At 64.6% G+C, this 17899-nt stretch carries 15 protein-coding genes; 14 read left to right on the top strand and 1 reads right to left on the bottom strand.

Features of this window, described 5'->3' with window-relative positions; translation table 11 throughout:
* The 9 genes from LB518_RS20390 to LB518_RS20430 all read left to right on the top strand — a co-directional run bounded on the left by LB518_RS20390 (position 1) and on the right by LB518_RS20430 (position 11776).
* The gene (locus tag LB518_RS20390; RefSeq protein ID WP_224579655.1) at positions 1–1005 is read left to right on the top strand and encodes an ABC transporter ATP-binding protein; all 1005 of its coding nucleotides are present in this window, start codon (positions 1–3) and stop codon (positions 1003–1005) included.
* Positions 1006–1079: 74 nt separating this feature from the next.
* The gene (locus LB518_RS20395) at positions 1080–2042 is read left to right on the top strand and encodes a mannonate dehydratase (RefSeq protein ID WP_224579656.1); all 963 of its coding nucleotides are present in this window, start codon (positions 1080–1082) and stop codon (positions 2040–2042) included.
* Positions 2043–2058: 16 nt separating this feature from the next.
* Positions 2059–2943, top strand: coding sequence for an NAD-dependent epimerase/dehydratase family protein (locus LB518_RS20400; protein ID WP_224579657.1), 885 nt, complete (start codon positions 2059–2061; stop codon positions 2941–2943).
* A 27-nt stretch (positions 2944–2970) separates the two neighbouring features.
* Complete coding sequence (gene manD / locus LB518_RS20405) at positions 2971–4182, top strand: D-mannonate dehydratase ManD (RefSeq protein WP_224579658.1); 1212 nt, start codon at positions 2971–2973, stop codon at positions 4180–4182.
* Between the two features lie 39 nt (positions 4183–4221).
* Positions 4222–4968 (top strand): ribonuclease activity regulator RraA, encoded by a 747-nt coding sequence (locus LB518_RS20410; protein ID WP_224579659.1) that lies wholly within the window; start codon positions 4222–4224, stop codon positions 4966–4968.
* A gap of 29 nt (positions 4969–4997) precedes the next feature.
* A complete protein-coding gene (locus LB518_RS20415) occupies positions 4998–6149 on the top strand; it encodes a mandelate racemase/muconate lactonizing enzyme family protein (protein WP_224579746.1) in 1152 nt (383 codons plus the stop codon).
* A complete protein-coding gene (locus tag LB518_RS20420) occupies positions 6143–7072 on the top strand; it encodes an SMP-30/gluconolactonase/LRE family protein (RefSeq protein WP_224579660.1) in 930 nt (309 codons plus the stop codon). Before LB518_RS20415 ends, LB518_RS20420 begins: the two co-directional genes overlap by 7 nt.
* 256 nt (positions 7073–7328) lie before the next feature.
* Positions 7329–8636 carry an efflux RND transporter periplasmic adaptor subunit gene (locus tag LB518_RS20425; RefSeq protein WP_224579661.1) on the top strand — a complete coding sequence of 436 codons (1308 nt, stop codon included), beginning with the start codon at positions 7329–7331 and terminating at the stop codon, positions 8634–8636.
* Complete coding sequence (locus LB518_RS20430; RefSeq protein WP_224579662.1) at positions 8633–11776, top strand: efflux RND transporter permease subunit; 3144 nt, start codon at positions 8633–8635, stop codon at positions 11774–11776. Before LB518_RS20425 ends, LB518_RS20430 begins: the two co-directional genes overlap by 4 nt.
* 27 nt (positions 11777–11803) lie before the next feature.
* Here LB518_RS20430 and LB518_RS20435 read toward each other — a convergent pair whose 3' ends face one another.
* On the bottom strand, positions 11804–12331 hold the full coding sequence (locus tag LB518_RS20435; RefSeq protein ID WP_224579663.1) for a DUF4142 domain-containing protein: 528 nt from the start codon (positions 12329–12331) through the stop codon (positions 11804–11806).
* 231 nt (positions 12332–12562) lie between these two features.
* Between LB518_RS20435 and LB518_RS20440 the strand changes: the two genes are divergently transcribed.
* From LB518_RS20440 to LB518_RS20460, 5 genes are all read left to right on the top strand, one after another.
* Positions 12563–13828, top strand: coding sequence for a DUF892 family protein (locus LB518_RS20440; RefSeq protein ID WP_224579664.1), 1266 nt, complete (start codon positions 12563–12565; stop codon positions 13826–13828).
* Positions 13829–13882: 54 nt separating this feature from the next.
* Complete coding sequence (locus LB518_RS20445) at positions 13883–14098, top strand: hypothetical protein (protein ID WP_224579665.1); 216 nt, start codon at positions 13883–13885, stop codon at positions 14096–14098.
* 221 nt (positions 14099–14319) lie between these two features.
* The gene (locus tag LB518_RS20450; RefSeq protein WP_224579666.1) at positions 14320–15930 is read left to right on the top strand and encodes a peptide ABC transporter substrate-binding protein; all 1611 of its coding nucleotides are present in this window, start codon (positions 14320–14322) and stop codon (positions 15928–15930) included.
* 62 nt (positions 15931–15992) lie between these two features.
* On the top strand, positions 15993–16973 hold the full coding sequence (locus LB518_RS20455) for an ABC transporter ATP-binding protein (RefSeq protein WP_224579667.1): 981 nt from the start codon (positions 15993–15995) through the stop codon (positions 16971–16973).
* Positions 16970–17899 (top strand): ATP-binding cassette domain-containing protein, encoded by a 930-nt coding sequence (locus LB518_RS20460; protein WP_224579668.1) that lies wholly within the window; start codon positions 16970–16972, stop codon positions 17897–17899. Before LB518_RS20455 ends, LB518_RS20460 begins: the two co-directional genes overlap by 4 nt.

Genomic DNA, 17899 nt, shown 5'->3' on the forward strand with positions numbered 1-17899 from the left:
ATGGCCGATCTGCTCCGGCTCGAGAATGTCTCGAAGGTCTATTCGCACGGCATCATCAACGCTCATTCGACCATCGCGCTCCGCAACTTCTCGCTGACGTTGAAGGAGGACGAACCGACCATCCTCACCGTCGCCGGCGAGAGCGGCAGCGGCAAGACGACGCTCGCCATGCTGCTGCTCGGGTTCATCACGGCCTCGGCGGGACAGATCATCTATCGCGGCAAGAACATCGCCTCGCTGCATGGCGCGGAGAAGATGGCCTATCGCCGCGAGGTCCAGGCCGTATTCCAGGACCCGTTCGCGGTGTTCAACCCGTTCTATCCCGTCGACCACCTGCTGACGGTCCCGATCAAGCGTTTCGGCCTCGCCAAGTCGAAGGCCGATGCCCGCAACAAGATGGAAGAGGCGCTGACGGCGGTCGGCCTACGCCCCGAAGACATCCTGGGGCGCTTTCCGCACCAGCTCTCGGGCGGCCAGCGCCAGCGCATCAATGTCGCGCGGGCGCTACTTTTGAAGCCGCGCCTGCTCATCGCCGACGAGCCCGTCTCGATGGTCGATGCCTCGCTGCGCGCAACGATCCTCGAGACACTGCGCAACCTGCAACGCGACCATGGCGTCTCGATCATCTACATCACGCATGATCTGACGACCGCCTATCACATCGCGAAATCGATCATCGTGCTCTATCGCGGCTCGGTCATGGAGGCGGGCGACGTGGACCGCGTGATCACCGATCCGCAGCATCCCTACACGCAGCTTCTGGTCGATTCGATCCCCTGGCCCAATCTCGACCAGCGCTGGGGCGCGCAGCCGATCAAGGCGCGCGAGGCCGGCGGCAGCAGTGATGGCTGCCGCTTCCGATCGCGCTGCCCGATGGCGATGGAGATCTGCAAAGAGGATCCGCCGCTCTTCCGCATCGACGAACGCCATGCCGCGTCCTGCTTCCTGCACGAGAAACGCCCCGAAATCGCGAAGGCTGCGCTTTCCGAACTCCTGCCCGTCTGACCCCCTCCACATGCGCGCCAGCGCATCCGTCACAGCCGGTCCGCGATCGGCACGATCATGGGAATATCCTGCGAATGCTCGAAATCGCTGAATTCATCAGCCCGACGCCATCACCGGTCTGGCGGCTGGCGCAGCAGGCCGGCGTCACCCTCGCCGTCGGCGGATTGCCGCCGGAGGATCTCCTCGAAGGCGAAGCGCCGTGGGACTACGCGCCGCTGCAGCGGCTGAAGCAGCGCTACGAGGCCGGCGGCTTCAAGCTAGTGGTCATCGAGGCGCGGCCGCCGCTCAACAAGGCGAAGCGGGGGCTGCCGGGCCGGGACGCCGAAATCGAGACCGTCTGCCGTCTCCTGACCAATATGGGCCGGCTCGGCATTCCGGTCTGGTGCTACGAATGGATGACCGACTTCAATTGGGTCCGCACCAATCTCGCGACGCCGTCGCGCGGCGGATCGGTGGTCACGAGCTTCAATGCCGCCGATGTGCGCGCCGATCTCACCGACCAGCCGCCGATCGACGAGGAAGCGCTCTGGACGCATCTCGACTATTTCCTGAAAAAGGTGCTGCCCGTCGCCGAGAAGGCCGGCGTCAAGATCTCCATGCATCCCGACGACCCGCCGCTGTCCCCGATCCGCGGCGTTGGCCGGATCATGCGATCAATCGACAATTATCAGCGTCTGATCGAACTCGTCCCCAGCCCGATGAACACGATCACGCTCTGCCAGGGCAACTTCACGCTGATGACGGACGACCTGCCGGCTGACATCCGCAAGTTCGGCAAGAAAATCTCCTTCGTGCATTTCCGCGATGTCCGCGGCACGCCATCGGCCTTCGAGGAGACATGGCACGATGCCGGCAAGACCGACATGCTGGCCTGCATGAAGGCCTATCGCGACATCGGCTTTGACGGCGTTCTCAGGCCTGACCATGTCCCGACGGTCGAGGGCGACAGCAACGACAATGCCGGTTACTCGGCGTTTGGGCGGCTCTACGCCATCGGCTATATCCGCGGCCTGCATCAGGCCGTCTACGCATCTTGAGCGCCGGAGCGCAGCCATGACCGATATCGACAACACCGCCGCCGAAGCCGAGGGCGCGACCAAGCCGCCGCGGACCATCGCGGTCACCGGCGCCACCGGCCGGATCGGCAGCGCCATCGTCGAGGAAGCGCTTCGCCGCGGCCATCATGTGGTCGCGATCGACCGCGTCGCGCCGAAAGAACCGCATCCGAACCCGCATCTGCGCTTCGTCGTCGCCGATGTCGCCGATTATGACGCGCTGGTCGAAGCCTTCAGGGGCTGCCAGGATCTCGTGCATATGGCGGCGATCCCGGCGCCCGGCCGCCACGCTGACCATGTCATCCACAACAACAATGTCGTCGGCAGCTACAACGCCATGCGCGCGGCCGTTGAGGTCGGCATCTTCAGGATTGTCCAGGCCTCAAGCGTCAATGCGATCGGCCTCTCCTTCAGCCGCGAACCACATTTCGAATATTTCCCGATCGACGAACTGCACCCGACATCGGTCGAGGAGCCCTACAGCCTGTCGAAATGGATCTGCGAGCAGCAGGCGGACAGCTTCGCCCGCCGCCACGAGAATATCCGCATCGCAAGCATGCGCTTCCACCTCGTCGTCGACGACCGCGCCCGCGCCGTCGAATTCTATGGCGAGGCGACGGCCGAAAAGGCCAAGCATCTCTGGGCCTATACGCTGACGAGCGCCGCGGCGCGCGCCTGTCTCGACGCGCTCGATGCGCCTTTCACCGGGCACGAGGTCTTCTACATCGCGGCGCCCGACACGGTAATGGACATCCCGACGCTCGAACTCGCGGAGCGCTTCTTTCCAGGACTGCCGATCCACGGCGATCTCTCGGGAACGCGCAGCTTCTTCTCGTCAGCCAAGGCCGAACGAATGCTCGGCTGGCGCCACGACCTCACCTGACGTCCCGCTCTCGCAAGGTCCATTTCGATGAAGATCACCGACGTCAAAGTCATCGTCTGCTCGCCCGGGCGGAATTTCGTCACCGTCAAGATCATGACGGACGAAGGCCTCTACGGTATCGGCGACGGTACGGTGAACGGCCGCGAACTCGCAGTCGTCAGCTATTTGCAGGATCATGTCGCGCCGCTGCTGATCGGCCGCGATCCCGCGCGGATCGAGGATATCTGGCAGTATCTCTATCGCGGTGCCTATTGGCGGCGCGGCCCGATCACCATGGCCGCGATCTCGGCTGTCGACATGGCGCTGTGGGACATCAAGGGCAAGGCGGCCAACATGCCGCTTTACCAGCTTCTCGGCGGCGCCTCGCGCGAGAAGGTGATGGTCTATACGCATGCCCAGGGCATGACGATCGAGGAAGCGGTCGAAGCCGTCGGCAAGAAACGCGACGAAGGCTATGCCGCTGTTCGCGCGCAGGTCGGCATCCCCGGCCTGCCGGCGATCTACGGCACCGGCAAGGGCTCGGTGCAGGGCACCGGCGGCATGGTCGACACGCTACCGAACGAGGAAGTGTGGTCCACATCCAAATACATGGTCCACATTCCCAAGCTGTTCCAGAAGCTGCGCGACACCTATGGCGACGAACCGCATTTCCTGCACGACACGCATCACCGCCTGACGCCGATCGAAGCCGCGCGGCTCGGCAAGGACCTCGAGCCGTTCCGCCTGTTCTGGCTGGAGGACCCCGTTCCGGCCGAACTGCAGGAGGGCTACCGGCTGATCCGGCAGCACACGACGACGCCGATCGCGCTCGGCGAGGTGTTCAACACGATCTGGGACGCCAAGCTCCTGATGGAGGAGCAGCTCATCGACTATATCCGCGCCACATCAGTGCATGCCGGCGGCGTCACCGGGCTTCGGCGCATCTTCGATTTCGCGTCCGTCTATCACATCCGCACGGCCTGCCACGGGCCGATGGACGTCTCGCCAGTCGCGATGGGCGCCAATGTCCATATCGATCTCTGGGTGCCGAATTTCGGCATCCAGGAATTCTCCGGCTACACGCCGCTGATGCATGAGGTCTTCCCCCATGCCTGGCAGCAGGATGGCGGCTATCTGCATCCGGGCGAGGCGCCGGGCCATGGCGTCGACATCGACGAGGATCTCGCGGCGAAACACCCCTATGAGCGCGCCTATCTGCCGGTCAACCGGCTCGAAGACGGCACGATCTGGCACTGGTAGCACACCGCGCACACGACAGAAGGTTTGGAGGAAGTGACCATGATCGAGACGAAGGACATCGTGCGGCCGCCACGTGAGCTGGTTGAGAGGCTGCAAGCGCTCGGTTGCGCGACGGCCTGCAGCACGCTGCATCATATGGGCGTGCGCGACACCTTCATCGAAGGCCCCGTCGCCTGGACGCCGGGCCGCGCCGTCGCGGGACCGGCGCTGACGCTGCAGTTCATGCCGAAGCGCGAGGACCTCTATGGCGACGGCGAATATCTCGATCCCGAGATGCAGCTGCACCGCCATGTGCTCTACCACACGCAGCCGGGCGACATCGTCGTCGTCGACGCCCGCGGCGACATGCGCTCAGGCATCTTCGGCGAGATGATGCTGACCTATTTCAAGGGCCGCGGCGGCGCCGGCGTCGTCATCGACGGCTGTATCCGCGACTTCCCGCATGCCAAGGAAATCGATCTCGGCTATTGGCTGCGCGGCGTGACGCCGAACTTTCACACCCAGACCAAGCTGATGCCGTTCGCGGTCAACACGCCGATAGCCTGCGGCGGCGTCACGGTGATGCCGGGCGACATCATCGTTGCCGATGATGATGGGGCCTGCGTCGTTCCGGCCGCGCTCGGCTATCAGGTGCTGGAACATGCCGGCACGCATCACGACTGGGAAGACTTCTCCAAGGCCATGCTTCTCCAGGGCGGTTCGCTGCAGCGCTACTACCCGCTCTCCGACGCCGCGCGCCCGGAATATGAAGAATGGCGGAAGTTGAACCCGCTGAAGAACGGCTGAATATCCTCGCAACCCCGGACGGGACCATCATGAAGATCACGGAAATCCGCGCCTATCCCGTCTGGGTCGGCACGCGCAACCAGCTCCTCGTCAAGATCGAAACCGACGATGGTGTGTTCGGTTGGGGCGAGAGCGGCCTTTCGGGGCGTGAAAAGGCCGTGGTCGGCGCTCTCGAGCATTATCGCGAGTTCCTGATCGGCCGCGATCCGTTCCGGATCGGCGCGCTCTGGCAGGAGATGTATCGCAGCCAGTATTTCGAGGGCGGCCGCGTGCTGCAGGCGGCGATCTCGGCCATCGACATCGCGCTCTACGATATTCTCGGCAAGGCGCTCGGCGTGCCGGTCCATCAGCTTCTCGGCGGCAAGCAGCGCGACCGCATTCCGACCTTCGCCTCGACGACGGCCGCGCCCGGCGAGGCGATGATCGAACAGGCGAAGGAGCTGGTCGCCGCCGGCTGGGTCGCCATGCGCCTGTCGCCCTCGGGCCACGGCAACCCGAACGTCTATGAGCCGCGCGAGCATATCGCGACGACCGCAAAATGGTGCGTCAAGGCCCGCGAGGAACTGGGCGGCGATGTCGTGCTCGGCGTCGACTATCACCACCGCCTCTCGGTCGCCGAAGCCGCGAGCTTCTGCCAGAAAATGCCATCCGGCACCCTAGATTTCCTGGAGGAGCCGATCCGCGACGAGACGCCGGAGGCCTATGAAGCGCTCCGGCGCATGGTCGACGTGCCCTTCGCGATCGGCGAGGAATTCGCCTCGAAATGGCAGTTCCTGCCCTTCATCGAGCGCGACATCCACCAGTTCAACCGCATCGACATCTGCAATGTCGGCGGGCTGACCGAGGCGATGAAGGTCGCCGGCTGGAGCGAGGCCCACTACGTCGACATGATGCCGCATAACCCGCTTGGCCCCATCTGCACCGCGGCGACCGTGCATTTCGCGGCGGCGGTGGCGAACTTCTCCTGGCTGGAGACCCGCACCTCGACCGCCGAACAGCTCGGCTTCGACAATTCGGAGTTCTTCCCGGTGCAGCCGCGCATCGACAAGGCGCACTACGCCGTCACGGATACGCCCGGCCTCGGCGTCGAGGTCAATGAAGAGCTGATCAAGCAGCAGAGCTTCAAGTTCTGGGAAGCGCCGCATCTGAAGCGCCATGACGGCTCGGTGACAAATTGGTAGCCGAGAAGCCGCTTGGGCCGCTCCCCGGCCCCGTTTTCGAGATCATCGATCCGCGCTTCGCCGCCTGCACGGTGGCGGATGCGCGGGTCGAGCGCATCTGGACCGGCAGCCGCTGGACGGAGGGGCCGGCCTGGCTGGCCGATCGCGGCCTCCTCGTCTGGTCGGATATCCCCGGCGACCGAATGCTGTGCTATGAGCCCGCCAGCGGCCGCATCGCGACCTTCCGTGCGCCGGCGATGAGTCCCAACGGCAACACGGTCGACCGAGAGGGCCGGCTCGTCACCTGCGAGCAGACGCCGCATCGCATCGCGCGGACCGAACCGGACGGCACGATCACCCCGCTCGTCGACCGCATCGACGGGCGCCCGTTCAATTCGCCCAACGATGTCGTGGTGACGCGGGACGGCGTGATCTGGTTCAGCGACCCGTCCTATGGCCGCGACCGTTCACGTCCGGCCGATGATGGGGTCGAGGGCTGCCACGTTTACCGCTTCGATCCGGCGACGGGCGATGTACGGCAGATGACGCATGATTTCGTCATGCCGAACGGCCTCGCCTTCTCGCCAGACGAAAGCCTGCTCTACATCGTCGATACCGGCAGCACAGAGCGGCCTGACGGGCCCAACCATCTGCGGCGTTTCGCGGCTTCCGCCGACGGTGCGCTGACGGGCGGCGATGTGCTGGTCGATGCCGATGGTGGCCATTTCGACGGTCTGCGCGTCGATACCGAAGGGCGGCTCTGGCTCGCCGACGATCACGGCATCCGCTGCCATCTTCCAGACGGTACGCTGATCGGCCGCCTCCGCCTGCCCGAGCGCGCCGCGAACCTCACCTTTGGCGGCGCTGACGGCCGTCTCCTGATGATGACGGCGACGACGTCCGTGTATATCTGCAGGGTCAACGCCGCCGGCGCAGCGCGCTGAGCGGCGGACCAACAGACGGCGTAGCGCCCTCCAAACTTTTCACTTTTTCGTGACGACAGGCGTGACACCAGCCGCGACGGATTTCCGATGGCGTCGGAACCGCCTGTCGCGCATGGGCCGCTTTGCGGCGACTTTGTGTCTGCCGCATCACGCGGCGCAGCATCCCCATTTTCGCACCGCACAACCTTACGCGGATTTAATGGAGGGCCCTTGCGCAGCCGGTTCATAGCTGTCGGCGGAAACAGGGAATCTCGTCATGCGGAAAGCAGCTGTTCTGGCTGTCGGCGTCGCTGCAATCATCGCAGCGGGGGCAATGGGCTTGGGCTATTGGCGTCCGCCCTTCCTGTTCGGAGCGGCCCGCGCGGCGGATGGAGCAACATCGCAAGCGCAAGGGGCCGATGCCAAGGGCGCGGCGCCCACGGGCGGCAAGGGCGGCCGGCGCGGCGGCGGTGCCGTTTCGGTGACCGTCGCCACGGCCACGGCCGGCGATCTGCCAGTCCGGCGCTCGACCATTGGATGGATCGCCTCGACGGCTTCGACCACCGTGACGACCCAGCAGCAGGGGATCGTGACACGATTGCTGGCGGCCAACGGGCAGGAGGTCAAGGCCGGCGATGTGCTGGTCGAACTCGACGATCGCGCCGCTCAGGCGACGCTCGATCGCGACACTGCGGCCATGACGCGCGACGAGGCGGCGGTCACTTCGACCAAGGCCGACCTGACACGGGCCCAGGATCTCTTCGGACGCAAATTCGACAGTCAGCAGCAGCTCGACCAGGCGACGGCAGCCGCCGCCAGCGCCGAAGCGGTCGTGAAGCTGGACGAGGCCAACATCGCCGCCGACAAGGTCGTGCTCGACGAAATGCGCATCAAGGCGCCGCATGATGGACGCCTCGGCGCCTTCGCGATCACCGTCGGCAGCCTGATCCAGCCGGGTAATGCCGTCGTCACGCTGACCGATATCGACAATATCGAGGCGCTCTTTGCGGTCTCGGATGCCGATGTCGATCTTCTGCGCCAGTCCCTGGCGAAAGGGCCCGTGGCGGTGCAGCTTTCCGCCGCCGATCCGGGCGTCGCGCCGGCAAGCGGCACCGGTTCTGCGAAAGTCAGCGCGGCCGCGCCATCCACCGATGTTGCCGGGCAGATCGATTTCATCGACAGCACGATCGTCCAGGGTTCGGGCACGATGTCGGTCCGCGCGGCGGTCTCCAACAAGGATCGCGCGTTCTGGCCGGGCCAGGCGGTCAAGGTCGATGTCGACCTTGGAACCAACCGCGGCATTGTCATCGTGCCGACAGTCGCGGTGCAGCAGGGCCAGGGCGGAGCCAACGTCTTCGTCGTCAAGCCGGACAAGACCATCGACGTTCGGCCCGTCACGGTTGCCGGCATCGTCGGTGACAAGGCCGGCATCAGCGCGGGGCTCAGCGCCGGGGATCAGGTCGTCACCGAGGGCCAGCTCTCATTGGCCGAGGGCATGACCGTCAATGTGCGTGATGGCAAGGGCGCAAAGGCCGGCGACCCCGCGGCAAAGACCAAGCCTACCGTCGTTGGAGACGCGTCGTGAATATCTCGGAGTTCTGGATCCGCCGGCCGGTCGCCACCACGCTGCTGTTCCTCGGCATCGCGATGGGCGGAATCTTCGCCTATCAGCAATTGCCGGTCGCGGCCTTGCCCGAGGTCAGCTTTCCGACGATCAGTGTCAACGCGCAGTTGCCCGGCGCCTCGCCGCAGACCATGGCGACCGCCGTCGCGACGCCGCTGATCAAGCAGTTCGAGACGATCTCCGGCATCGACACGATCAGCGCGACCAGTTCGCTCGGCAGTTCGCAGATCGTGCTGCAATTCGCGCTCAGCCAGAACATCGATACCGCCGCCGGAGACGTTCAGGCGGCGATCGACCGGGCGCAGCGTCAGCTTCCGGCGAACATGCAGAACCCGCCGAGCTACCGAAAGGTCAACCCGGCTGATGCGCCGGTGCTCTTCCTGGCGGTTCAAAGCCCGACGTTGCCGATGTCGACGATCGACGACTTCGCGGAGAACGTCATCTCGCCAAGCCTTTCGACGCTGCCGGGCGTGGCGCAGGTCAGCGTTTACGGCGGCCAGACCTATGCCGTGCGCGTCCAGGTCGATCCGAGCAAGCTGGCCACGCGCGGCATCGGGCTCGACCAGGTCTCGACGGCGCTGGCCGGTGCCAATGACCAGACGCCGGTTGGTACGCTGACCAACAAGAGCCAGGCGCTCGTCATCGACGCGCCGACGCAGATGACCAATGCCGATCAGTTCAAGCAGCTGATTATTGCCGGCTCCAGCGGCACCCCCGTCCGCCTCATGGACGTCGCGAATGTCGTCGACAGCGTCGAGAACACGCAGACGGCCGGCTGGTATGATGGATCGCGCTCCATCGTGCTCGCGATCCAGCGCCAGCCAAGTGCCAATACCGTCGCCGTCGTCGATGCCGTCAACGCAGAGCTGCCAAAGCTCGAAGCCTCGATGCCGGCCTCGATGACCATCCACGTCATGAACGATCGCTCGACCTCCATCCGCGCGGCGATTTCGGACGTGCAGATGACGCTTGGCATCACCATCGTGCTGGTGGTGCTGGTCATCTACCTGTTCCTCGGCAAGCTTTCGGCGACGATCATTCCGGCGCTGGCCGTGCCGCTCTCGCTCGTCGCGGCCTTCGGCGGCATGTACTGGCTCGGCTTCAGCGTCGACAACATCTCGCTGCTCGGCCTGACGCTCGCAGTGGGCCTCGTCGTCGACGACGCTATCGTCATGCTCGAAAACATTATGCGGCATGTCGAGGAGGGGGAGAAGCCGTTCGCGGCGGCGCTCAAGGGCAGTTCCGAAATCGGCGCCACCATCATCTCGATGACGCTCTCGCTCGTCGCCGTCTTCCTGCCGATCCTCCTGATGGGCGGCGTCGTCGGGCGGCTCTTCAACGAGTTCGGCATCGTCGTGACGCTGGCGATCGGCGCTTCGGCAGTGGTCTCGCTGACCCTGACGCCGATGCTCGCGGCCCGGCTGCCGAAATCGGCCGCCGAACCCGGCCGCTGGGGACCCGCCGCCTGGTTCGAAAGGGCCTTCCTCTGGATCGAGCATCGCTACGACCGCGGCGTCGGCTGGTGCCTCGCGCATCGCTTCATCATCATTTGCGTCTTCTTCGCGACGGTCGCAGCATCCGCCTGGCTCTTCGCGACATTGCCGAAGGGCTTCTTCCCGCAGGAAGACATCAGCCAGCTCTCGGTCTCCACACAGGCGCGGCAGGACATCTCCTTCGATGCCATGAGCGGCTTGCAGCGCCAGGTCGAGGCCGTGCTGGGCGCCTCGCCCTACGTCCAGCATGTCGCGTCCTTCGTCGGCGGCGGGCCGGGCTCGGCCACCATGAATGCCGGATCGCTCTCGGTGCAGTTGAAGCCGAAGGATGAGCGTCCGCCGCTTGATGTGCTTACAGCCGATCTTCGTCAGCAGCTCGGCCGCATTGCCGGCATCCGCAGCTATATCGTGCCGGTCCAGAATCTCCGCGTCGGCGGCATGAGTTCGCAGAGCCAGTATCAGCTCGTCGTCCAGTCGCTCGACCAGCCGACGCTGAACGACTGGACCACGAAGCTGACCGCCGCCATGCGGGCCGATCCGCATTTCGTCGACGTCGCCAACAACCTGCAGAACAACGCGCTTCAGGCCCGTCTGGTGATCGACCGGGACAAGGCATCCTCGCTCGGCATCACCGCCGCGACCTTGCGGCAGACTCTGGAGGACGGTTTCGGCACCGCGACGGCCGCGACGATCCAGAGCACCGGCTCCAGCTATGACGTCATTCTCGAATACGACCCGGATCTTGCCTGGTCCGACGATCTGCTGTCGACCATTCGCATCCGCTCTGCTTCAGGCACCCTGGTGCCGCTATCGAGCATCGCCCGGGTCGATCGCGTGTCCGGTCCGGTGACGGTCAACCAGCTCGGCCAGCTTCCGGCCGCGACGATTTCGTTCAACCTGCCCGAAGGTGTCGCGCTCGGCCAGGCCACGGATCAGGTCACGATATTGAAGCAGGACATCGGCCTGCCGGCGAATGTCTACACGTCCTATGCCGGTACCGCGCAAGTGTTCCAGGATTCGCTCTCGACTCAGGGCATCCTGATCCTCGCAGCGATCCTGACGATCTATGTCGTGCTCGGCATGCTCTATGAAAGCTTCATCCATCCGCTGACCATCCTCTCCGGCCTGCCCGCGGCGGCGCTCGGCGCGCTGGTGGCGCTGAAATTTGCCGGGCTCGACCTGTCGGTGATCGCCCTGATCGGCATCCTGATGCTGATCGGCATCGTGAAGAAGAACGCGATCATGATGGTCGACGTCGCCATCGCCGGCCAGCGCGAGGAAAACCTCGAACCATCGCCGGCAATCCATCGCGCGGCCGTCCGACGATTCCGCCCGATCATGATGACGACCTTCGCCGCCCTGCTCGGAGCGTTGCCGATCGCGCTCGGAACGGGCGCCAGCGCCGAACTCCGCCAGCCGCTCGGCATCGCCGTCGTCGGTGGCCTCATCGTCTCACAATTGCTGACGCTGTTCATCACGCCGGTGATCTTCGTCGAGATGGAGCAGTTCAGCCGCTGGCTCGGCCGGCTTTTCCACGGCCGCACAACGGCGCGTTCTGAACAGGCCGAGCCCGTCGGCGACGCAGCGCTGCAGCCGGCGGGCGAATGATCGGTTCGATGATGACTGGAGGCCGAGCTAGCTCGGCTTCAGCGCGCCGGCCATCTCCTGATGGTGCTGGAGCGTCGGTAGCAGCTTGGCCGCCAGTCCGCGCAACGCGCCGTTCGGGCCGGTCTCGGAAAAGCCGGTAAACAGCGCCACCGCTTCCTTGTGCGCGGCGATCTGTTGCTCGACATAGAGCGCATCGAAGTTCGGCCCCGCCGCCTTCAGCGCCTCGATCAACGCCTGATGGGGCGGATCCAGCGTTTTCGGCAGTGTCATGGTGCCTGCCGTCTGGCGAAGTTCGCCGTCGGCCTTGGTATGGTCGGTGATCATTATCTGGGCAAATTCCCGGATGGCCGCATCCTTCGAGCGTTCCAGCGCCAGTTGGCTCGCCTGCACTTCGTAAAGGCCGGAGACCGCTGCCGTCCGTGCAAAGGCTTCAGCTGCGTCCGACGTTTCAGCGCGTACGGCACCGCCGCTGTCATTTGCCGCCTGAGCGAAGGAAACCGATGGCACGAAGGCTATCCAAGCGAGTGCCAGAGCCTTTGTCGTAATTGAACGCATCGTTCACTCCTTGATGAAATGCCAGCCCTACCGGCGGGCGACAGCGGCGCCCGGCGTCCAGATCAAGCCAACGATTCCCAGCCAGATTTGTTCGATGGATTCGGAAGAATTTATAAGCACAGCATGAGCTTATAGTAGAGCTTACGCTTATATTGTACGAAACCGTACTTTGGAACTGCCATTGGTGAAAGGCATTGCGTGAGTGGGGACCACTGAACACGCGGGACTATAATGTATCACCATATCAAGAAGCTGATGTTCACCGTCAGGGTTGACGAGCCCGATCCGCGCTTCGGCAACATGTTGCTGGAACAATTCGGCGGCGCGAACGGCGAGTTGGCGGCTGCCATGCAGTATTCGATCCAGGGGCTCAATTGCGAGGATCCGGAGCGCAAGGACCTCCTCATGGATATCGGCACGGAGGAACTGAGCCATCTCGAGGTTGTCGGCTCGCTCGCCCGGATGCATCTGAAGCCGTCCAAATTCGACCGCGAAGCGGCGGAGGCGGATCCGCTAATCGCGATTGCCGGCGGCGGCGGCGTTAGCCTCTTCAACTCGCAGGGCAATCCCTGGACGGCCGACTACCTCAAGATCACGGGCGAACTCGATGTCGATCTGCGCAGCAATATCGCCGCCGAGGCCCGCGCCAAGATTGTCTATGAGCGGCTGATCAACTTCACCGACGATGCCGGCACGAAGGATGCGCTGCAATTCCTGATGACGCGCGAGATCACGCATATGAAGGCATTCTCGGCGGCGCTCGAAAGCATGAAGAAGCCGACCTTCTCGATCGGCCGCCTGCCGCCGACACCGGGTCTCGTCGACCAGTATTTCAACGATTCGACCGGTTCGGGTGATTATGGCGAGTTCGATGCCCGCGGTCCGTGGAATGAGGGCGGCGACTGGGAGTACATGACTTCTCCGGTGATCTCGGAAGAAAGCGCTGCGGAGGATGGCGCGATGGTCCGGGTCGAAACGACGCCCGATGTCGCCGACGCGGCGCTGCAGGCGCTCCTCGTCGATCAGCTCAAGGACATTCTACACGCCGAGAAGCAGCTGGTGAAAGCACTGCCGAAGCTTGCCTCGGCGGCGCGGGCGATGCAGGTCCGCGATCTCTTCGAGCGCCACCTCGCCGAGACCGAGCAGCAGGTCGAGCGGCTCGAAAGCTGCTTCGCGTTGCTCGACATCAAGGCACAGGCGAAGCCGTGCAAGGGCATGGCCGGACTGATCGAGGAGGGCCAGGAGGTGATTGGGGAAGCCGGCGAGAAGGACGATGCCTCGGCCGACCTGGCGCTGATCGGCGCTGCCCAGCGCGTCGAGAACTACGAGATTTCGGCCTACAAAACGGCGCGCAATCTCGCGCAGCAGCTACGGCTGCCGCCGCTCGTCGCGCTGCTTGCCGCCTCGCTCTCGGAAGAGGAAAACGCCGACCAGTTGCTCGCCCAGGCGGCGCAGTCGCTGATGTCGGTCGCCAAAATGCCGGCAGCCATCAACTGATGGGAGGCAAACGGCGCGCGCGCCGCCGCGCGCCCGCCGCAATGGGAGCATGACATGACCGATCGGAACAGGAAGGTTGCCGTGCCGTCGACGTCTACCGTCAAGGGCGACGCCAAAGGCCAGTTCGCGCCGGTTCAATCGGGCGAAAATAATGACGGTGCCGCAAGCGCCGAGCCGCGCGTGCTCAGGGATGGCGAGGCTATGGCCAGCGACTGGGACGAGGACGAGGACGCGAGCGGCAGCCCTTCGCTGCCGAACCGGCCGAGATAGCAGCAATCACGCCCGGTCGCGGCTCGTCGGTGCGGCCACAGCTTTGCCGTCGTTTCGTACGGCACTTCCGGCGACCCCAACCATCCTCCACTTCAAGAAAATTCGGCTTTTGACCGGCAACTGCTGCGGGACCGCTTGTGCTGTCCCGCAGACTTTGTCAGTCATATGTCATTGGGCTACCGGACGGGGAAACGCCGCTGCCCATCAACAAGGAGGACTGGATGAACGCGCTGCATAGATTGCTCGGTGCGGTTCTCGTGGCTTCGAGCCTGTCGCTGCCGGCGGTCGCCCATGCCGACAGCACCGTGACAGGGCCCGGCGGCACCACCAGCGGCACCTACATGGACTACATGAAGACCGTGTATGACCGCGCCGGGGCACCCGAGATCACCTCGCTGCCGCTGACCGAATTCGACAGCGAATACAAGCTCAACCCGATGGGCGCCAAGAGCTGGTCGCAATCGGCCGACGGTTTGACATGGACCTTCAAGCTTCAGGACGGATTGGTCTGGAGCGACGGCGAGCCATTGACCGCTGAAGACTATGTGTTCGCGCTGCAGCGCGCGGCCAAGGAAGGTTACGACTTCAACTGGTACTGGTCGTTCGCCGGCGGCATCAAGGGCTGGTCCGACGTTACTGACAAGGGCGCCGATCCCTCGACGCTCGGCATCAAGGCCGTTGACGCGACGACCATCGAGGTCACGACCGACGCGCCGAAGTCCTATTTCCCGGGCGTCGCCAGCCTCTGGTACCCGGTCCCCAAGCATGTCGTCGACAAGATCGGTGACGATTACGCCTTGAGCGTCGACACGCTGGTCGCCTCCGGCCCCTTCATGGTGAAGAGCTGGGAGAAGTCCAACAACACGATGACCCTGGTCAAGAACCCGAAATATAACGGTCCCTGGCCGGCGCAGATCGAGACACTCGTTCTCGACACGCAGATCGGACCGCCGGAAGTCGGTTTCCCGGCCTTCATGGCTGGCGAAGCGGACTGGACGACGCTGAACGCAGGCCAGGTGCCCGTCGTCCAGCAGCAGTTTCCGGACGGCATCCGCAAGAATGCGGTGTTCGCGCTCTATTATCTCGCCTTCGACACCGACAAGGCGCCGTTCGACAACGTCCATGTCCGCAAGGCTTTCCAGGCGGCCATCAACCGTGACGAGCTGACCTCGACGGTCTTGAAGGACACCGCCGTTCCCGCCAAGTCGATCCTCGCGCCGAGCTATCCGGGCTTCCAGCAGTCGATCGCCGACAAGACGGCGTTCGATCCGAAGCTCGCCAAGGAAGAACTGGCCAAGGCCGGCTTCCCCGATGGCAAGGGCTTCCCGCCGATCGAGATCTGGTATCGCGAGCAGGGCGGATACAATGCGGCGATCGCAGCGCCGATGCTCCAGTACCTGCAGGCGCAGTTCAAGGACATCCTCGGGATCGACATGGGCATCAAGTCGATGCCGACCAAGGATTGGACGGCGGCCCTGAAGGCGCGGTCGAACGGCCTGTTCCTCGCCCCTTACGAATATGACTATCTCGACCCGTCGAACTTCTATGACCTGTTCAAGTCGGGCGGACGTCATCACTACGCCTATCCTGAATACGACAAGCTCGTCGACGCAGGCGACGCAGGCGCCGACTGGGACAAGCGCCTTGCCGACTATGCCAAGGCCGAGCAGGTCTTGACCGACAACGCCGCGCTGGTGCCGCTGGTCCATCCTGTGACCATCGCCGCCGTCAGCGACAAGCTGAAGGGCGAGGGCGTGACGCCCAATTCGAAGGGCTTCACCCCGCTCGATCGCCTCTCCGGCTACCTCTACACGCACGTCACCAAAGAGTGAGGCTTGAGGCGGGCGCTTCCCGGCGCCCGCCTTCCCTTTTCCCGGTCAGGAGACGTGTGCCGATGCGGCTGGTAGAAATCGAAGATCTCGCGGTGAGCTTTCGCCAGTACGAGGGCGTCGTGCAGGCGGTTCGCGGCGTCAGCTTCGATCTCGAGCGCGGCGAAAGCCTCGGTATCGTCGGCGAATCCGGCTCCGGCAAGTCGGTCACCTGCTCGGCGTTGCTGCGCCTTCTGCGCGAGCCGCCGGCAACCATTTCCGCGAAGAAGCTCACCCTCGGCGGCCAGGACATGCTCCGCGCCGACAAGAAGGCGCTCGCCTCCATCCGCGGCCGCGTCGCCGCCATGGTGTTCCAGGACCCGATGACGTCGCTGGACCCGGTCTTCACCATCGGCCACCAGATCACCGAGACCATCACCGCCCATCGCGACATCTCCAAGAAGGAAGCGATGCAGAGGGCCGTGACGCTCTTGAAGCGCGTCGAGATCAAGAACGCCGAAGCCGTCGTGCGCTATTATCCGCACCAGCTTTCCGGCGGCATGCTGCAGCGCGTGATGATCGCGATGGCGCTCTCCTGCGAACCGGCTGTGCTCATCGCCGACGAGCCGACGACGGCGCTCGACGTGACGATCCAGGCGCAGATCCTCCAGCTCATCAAGGATATCCAGGCGGAGACCGGCATGGGCCTCGTGATGATCACCCATGATCTCGGCGTCATCGCCGAAACGGTTGATCGGGTAGTCGTGATGTATGGTGGCCGCGTGATGGAGACCGGGCCGGTCGAGGCAATCTTCGAAGCGCCGCTGCATCCCTATACGCGCGCGCTTCTCGCCAGCATCCCCGGACAGAAACCTGGCAAGCAGCGCCTGACCGAGATTCCCGGCGCCTCGCCCAACCCGGCCAATCCGCCGCCGGGCTGCCCTTTTCATCCGCGCTGTCCGATGGCCATCGAGGCCTGCAGCATGACGACGCCGGCACTCGAGGCGAAGCTGGGCGGCCGCATGGCTGCCTGCATCCGCGTCCCCGCCGAACGGGTTGCGGCATGACCGGGCCCGCTCTCGAACTTCGCCAGATCACCAAGCGTTTCGACACGCAGACGGTCGTCGATCGGGTCGACCTCGTCGTGCCGCGCAACGAGGTCGTCGCGCTGGTCGGCGAATCCGGATCCGGCAAGACCACGACCGGACTGATGGCGCTTCGCCTTGTCGAGCCGACGGCGGGACGCATCCTCTTGGGCGGCGAGGACATCACCGATCTCAGCCAGAAGGATTTGAAGCCCTTCCGCCGGCAGATGCAGGTCGTGTTCCAGGACAGCTATTCCTCGCTCGATCCGATGATGACGCTTGGCGAGATCATCGCCGAGCCGCTCGCAATCCATGCGATCGGTTCGCCCGCCGAACGGCGCGATCAGGCGCGGCACTGGCTGGAGCGGGTCGGCCTCGATGGCAGCTATGCGACGCGCTATCCGCACGAGCTGTCCGGCGGCCAGCGCCAGCGCATCTCGGTGGCGCGGGCGCTGATCCTCGGCGCCTCGGTACTCGTCGCCGACGAGCCGACGTCGGCGCTCGATGTCTCTGTCAAGGCGCAGATCGTCAACCTGCTGCAGGACCTTCAAGGCGACATGGGGCTGTCGATGTTGTTCATCAGCCACGATCTTTCCGTGGTGCGCTCACTCGCCGACCAGGTCGTCGTCATGCTGCGCGGCCGTGTGGTCGAGCGCGGTCCGACCGACCGCATCTTCGCCGCGGCTCATCATCCCTATACGCGGGCGCTGCTCGATGCGGTCCCGGTCGTCGACCCCAAGGCCCGCAGACGGCGCACCTTTCTCACCGCCGATGAGCTGGCGGCGAGCACGCCGCGCTTCCGGTCGCATGAGATCGAGCCGCAGCCGCTGCTCGATACCGCCGATCCGCAGCTCGTCGCGTTGGTCGGCAGTCATTTCGTCGAAGCGATCGTGACGGAGGGCCGCTGA

It is taken from the genome of Mesorhizobium sp. BR1-1-16 (assembly GCF_020165495.1).
In the GTDB taxonomy this organism is placed as follows: Bacteria; Pseudomonadota; Alphaproteobacteria; order Rhizobiales; family Kaistiaceae; genus Kaistia.

Bases quoted from the DNA above. Each gene is read 5' to 3' on its own strand.
- LB518_RS20390 (WP_224579655.1), top strand. From the start codon at position 1: ATGGCCGATCTGCTCCGGCTCGAGAATGTCTCGAAGGTCTATTCGCAC.
- LB518_RS20395 (WP_224579656.1), top strand. From the start codon at position 1,080: ATGCTCGAAATCGCTGAATTCATCAGCCCGACGCCATCACCGGTCTGG.
- LB518_RS20400 (WP_224579657.1), top strand. From the start codon at position 2,059: ATGACCGATATCGACAACACCGCCGCCGAAGCCGAGGGCGCGACCAAG.
- manD (WP_224579658.1), top strand. From the start codon at position 2,971: ATGAAGATCACCGACGTCAAAGTCATCGTCTGCTCGCCCGGGCGGAAT.
- LB518_RS20410 (WP_224579659.1), top strand. From the start codon at position 4,222: ATGATCGAGACGAAGGACATCGTGCGGCCGCCACGTGAGCTGGTTGAG.
- LB518_RS20415 (WP_224579746.1), top strand. From the start codon at position 4,998: ATGAAGATCACGGAAATCCGCGCCTATCCCGTCTGGGTCGGCACGCGC.
- LB518_RS20425 (WP_224579661.1), top strand. From the start codon at position 7,329: ATGCGGAAAGCAGCTGTTCTGGCTGTCGGCGTCGCTGCAATCATCGCA.
- LB518_RS20435 (WP_224579663.1), bottom strand. From the start codon at position 12,331: ATGCGTTCAATTACGACAAAGGCTCTGGCACTCGCTTGGATAGCCTTC.
- LB518_RS20440 (WP_224579664.1), top strand. From the start codon at position 12,563: ATGTATCACCATATCAAGAAGCTGATGTTCACCGTCAGGGTTGACGAG.
- LB518_RS20445 (WP_224579665.1), top strand. From the start codon at position 13,883: ATGACCGATCGGAACAGGAAGGTTGCCGTGCCGTCGACGTCTACCGTC.
- LB518_RS20450 (WP_224579666.1), top strand. From the start codon at position 14,320: ATGAACGCGCTGCATAGATTGCTCGGTGCGGTTCTCGTGGCTTCGAGC.
- LB518_RS20455 (WP_224579667.1), top strand. From the start codon at position 15,993: ATGCGGCTGGTAGAAATCGAAGATCTCGCGGTGAGCTTTCGCCAGTAC.
- LB518_RS20460 (WP_224579668.1), top strand. From the start codon at position 16,970: ATGACCGGGCCCGCTCTCGAACTTCGCCAGATCACCAAGCGTTTCGAC.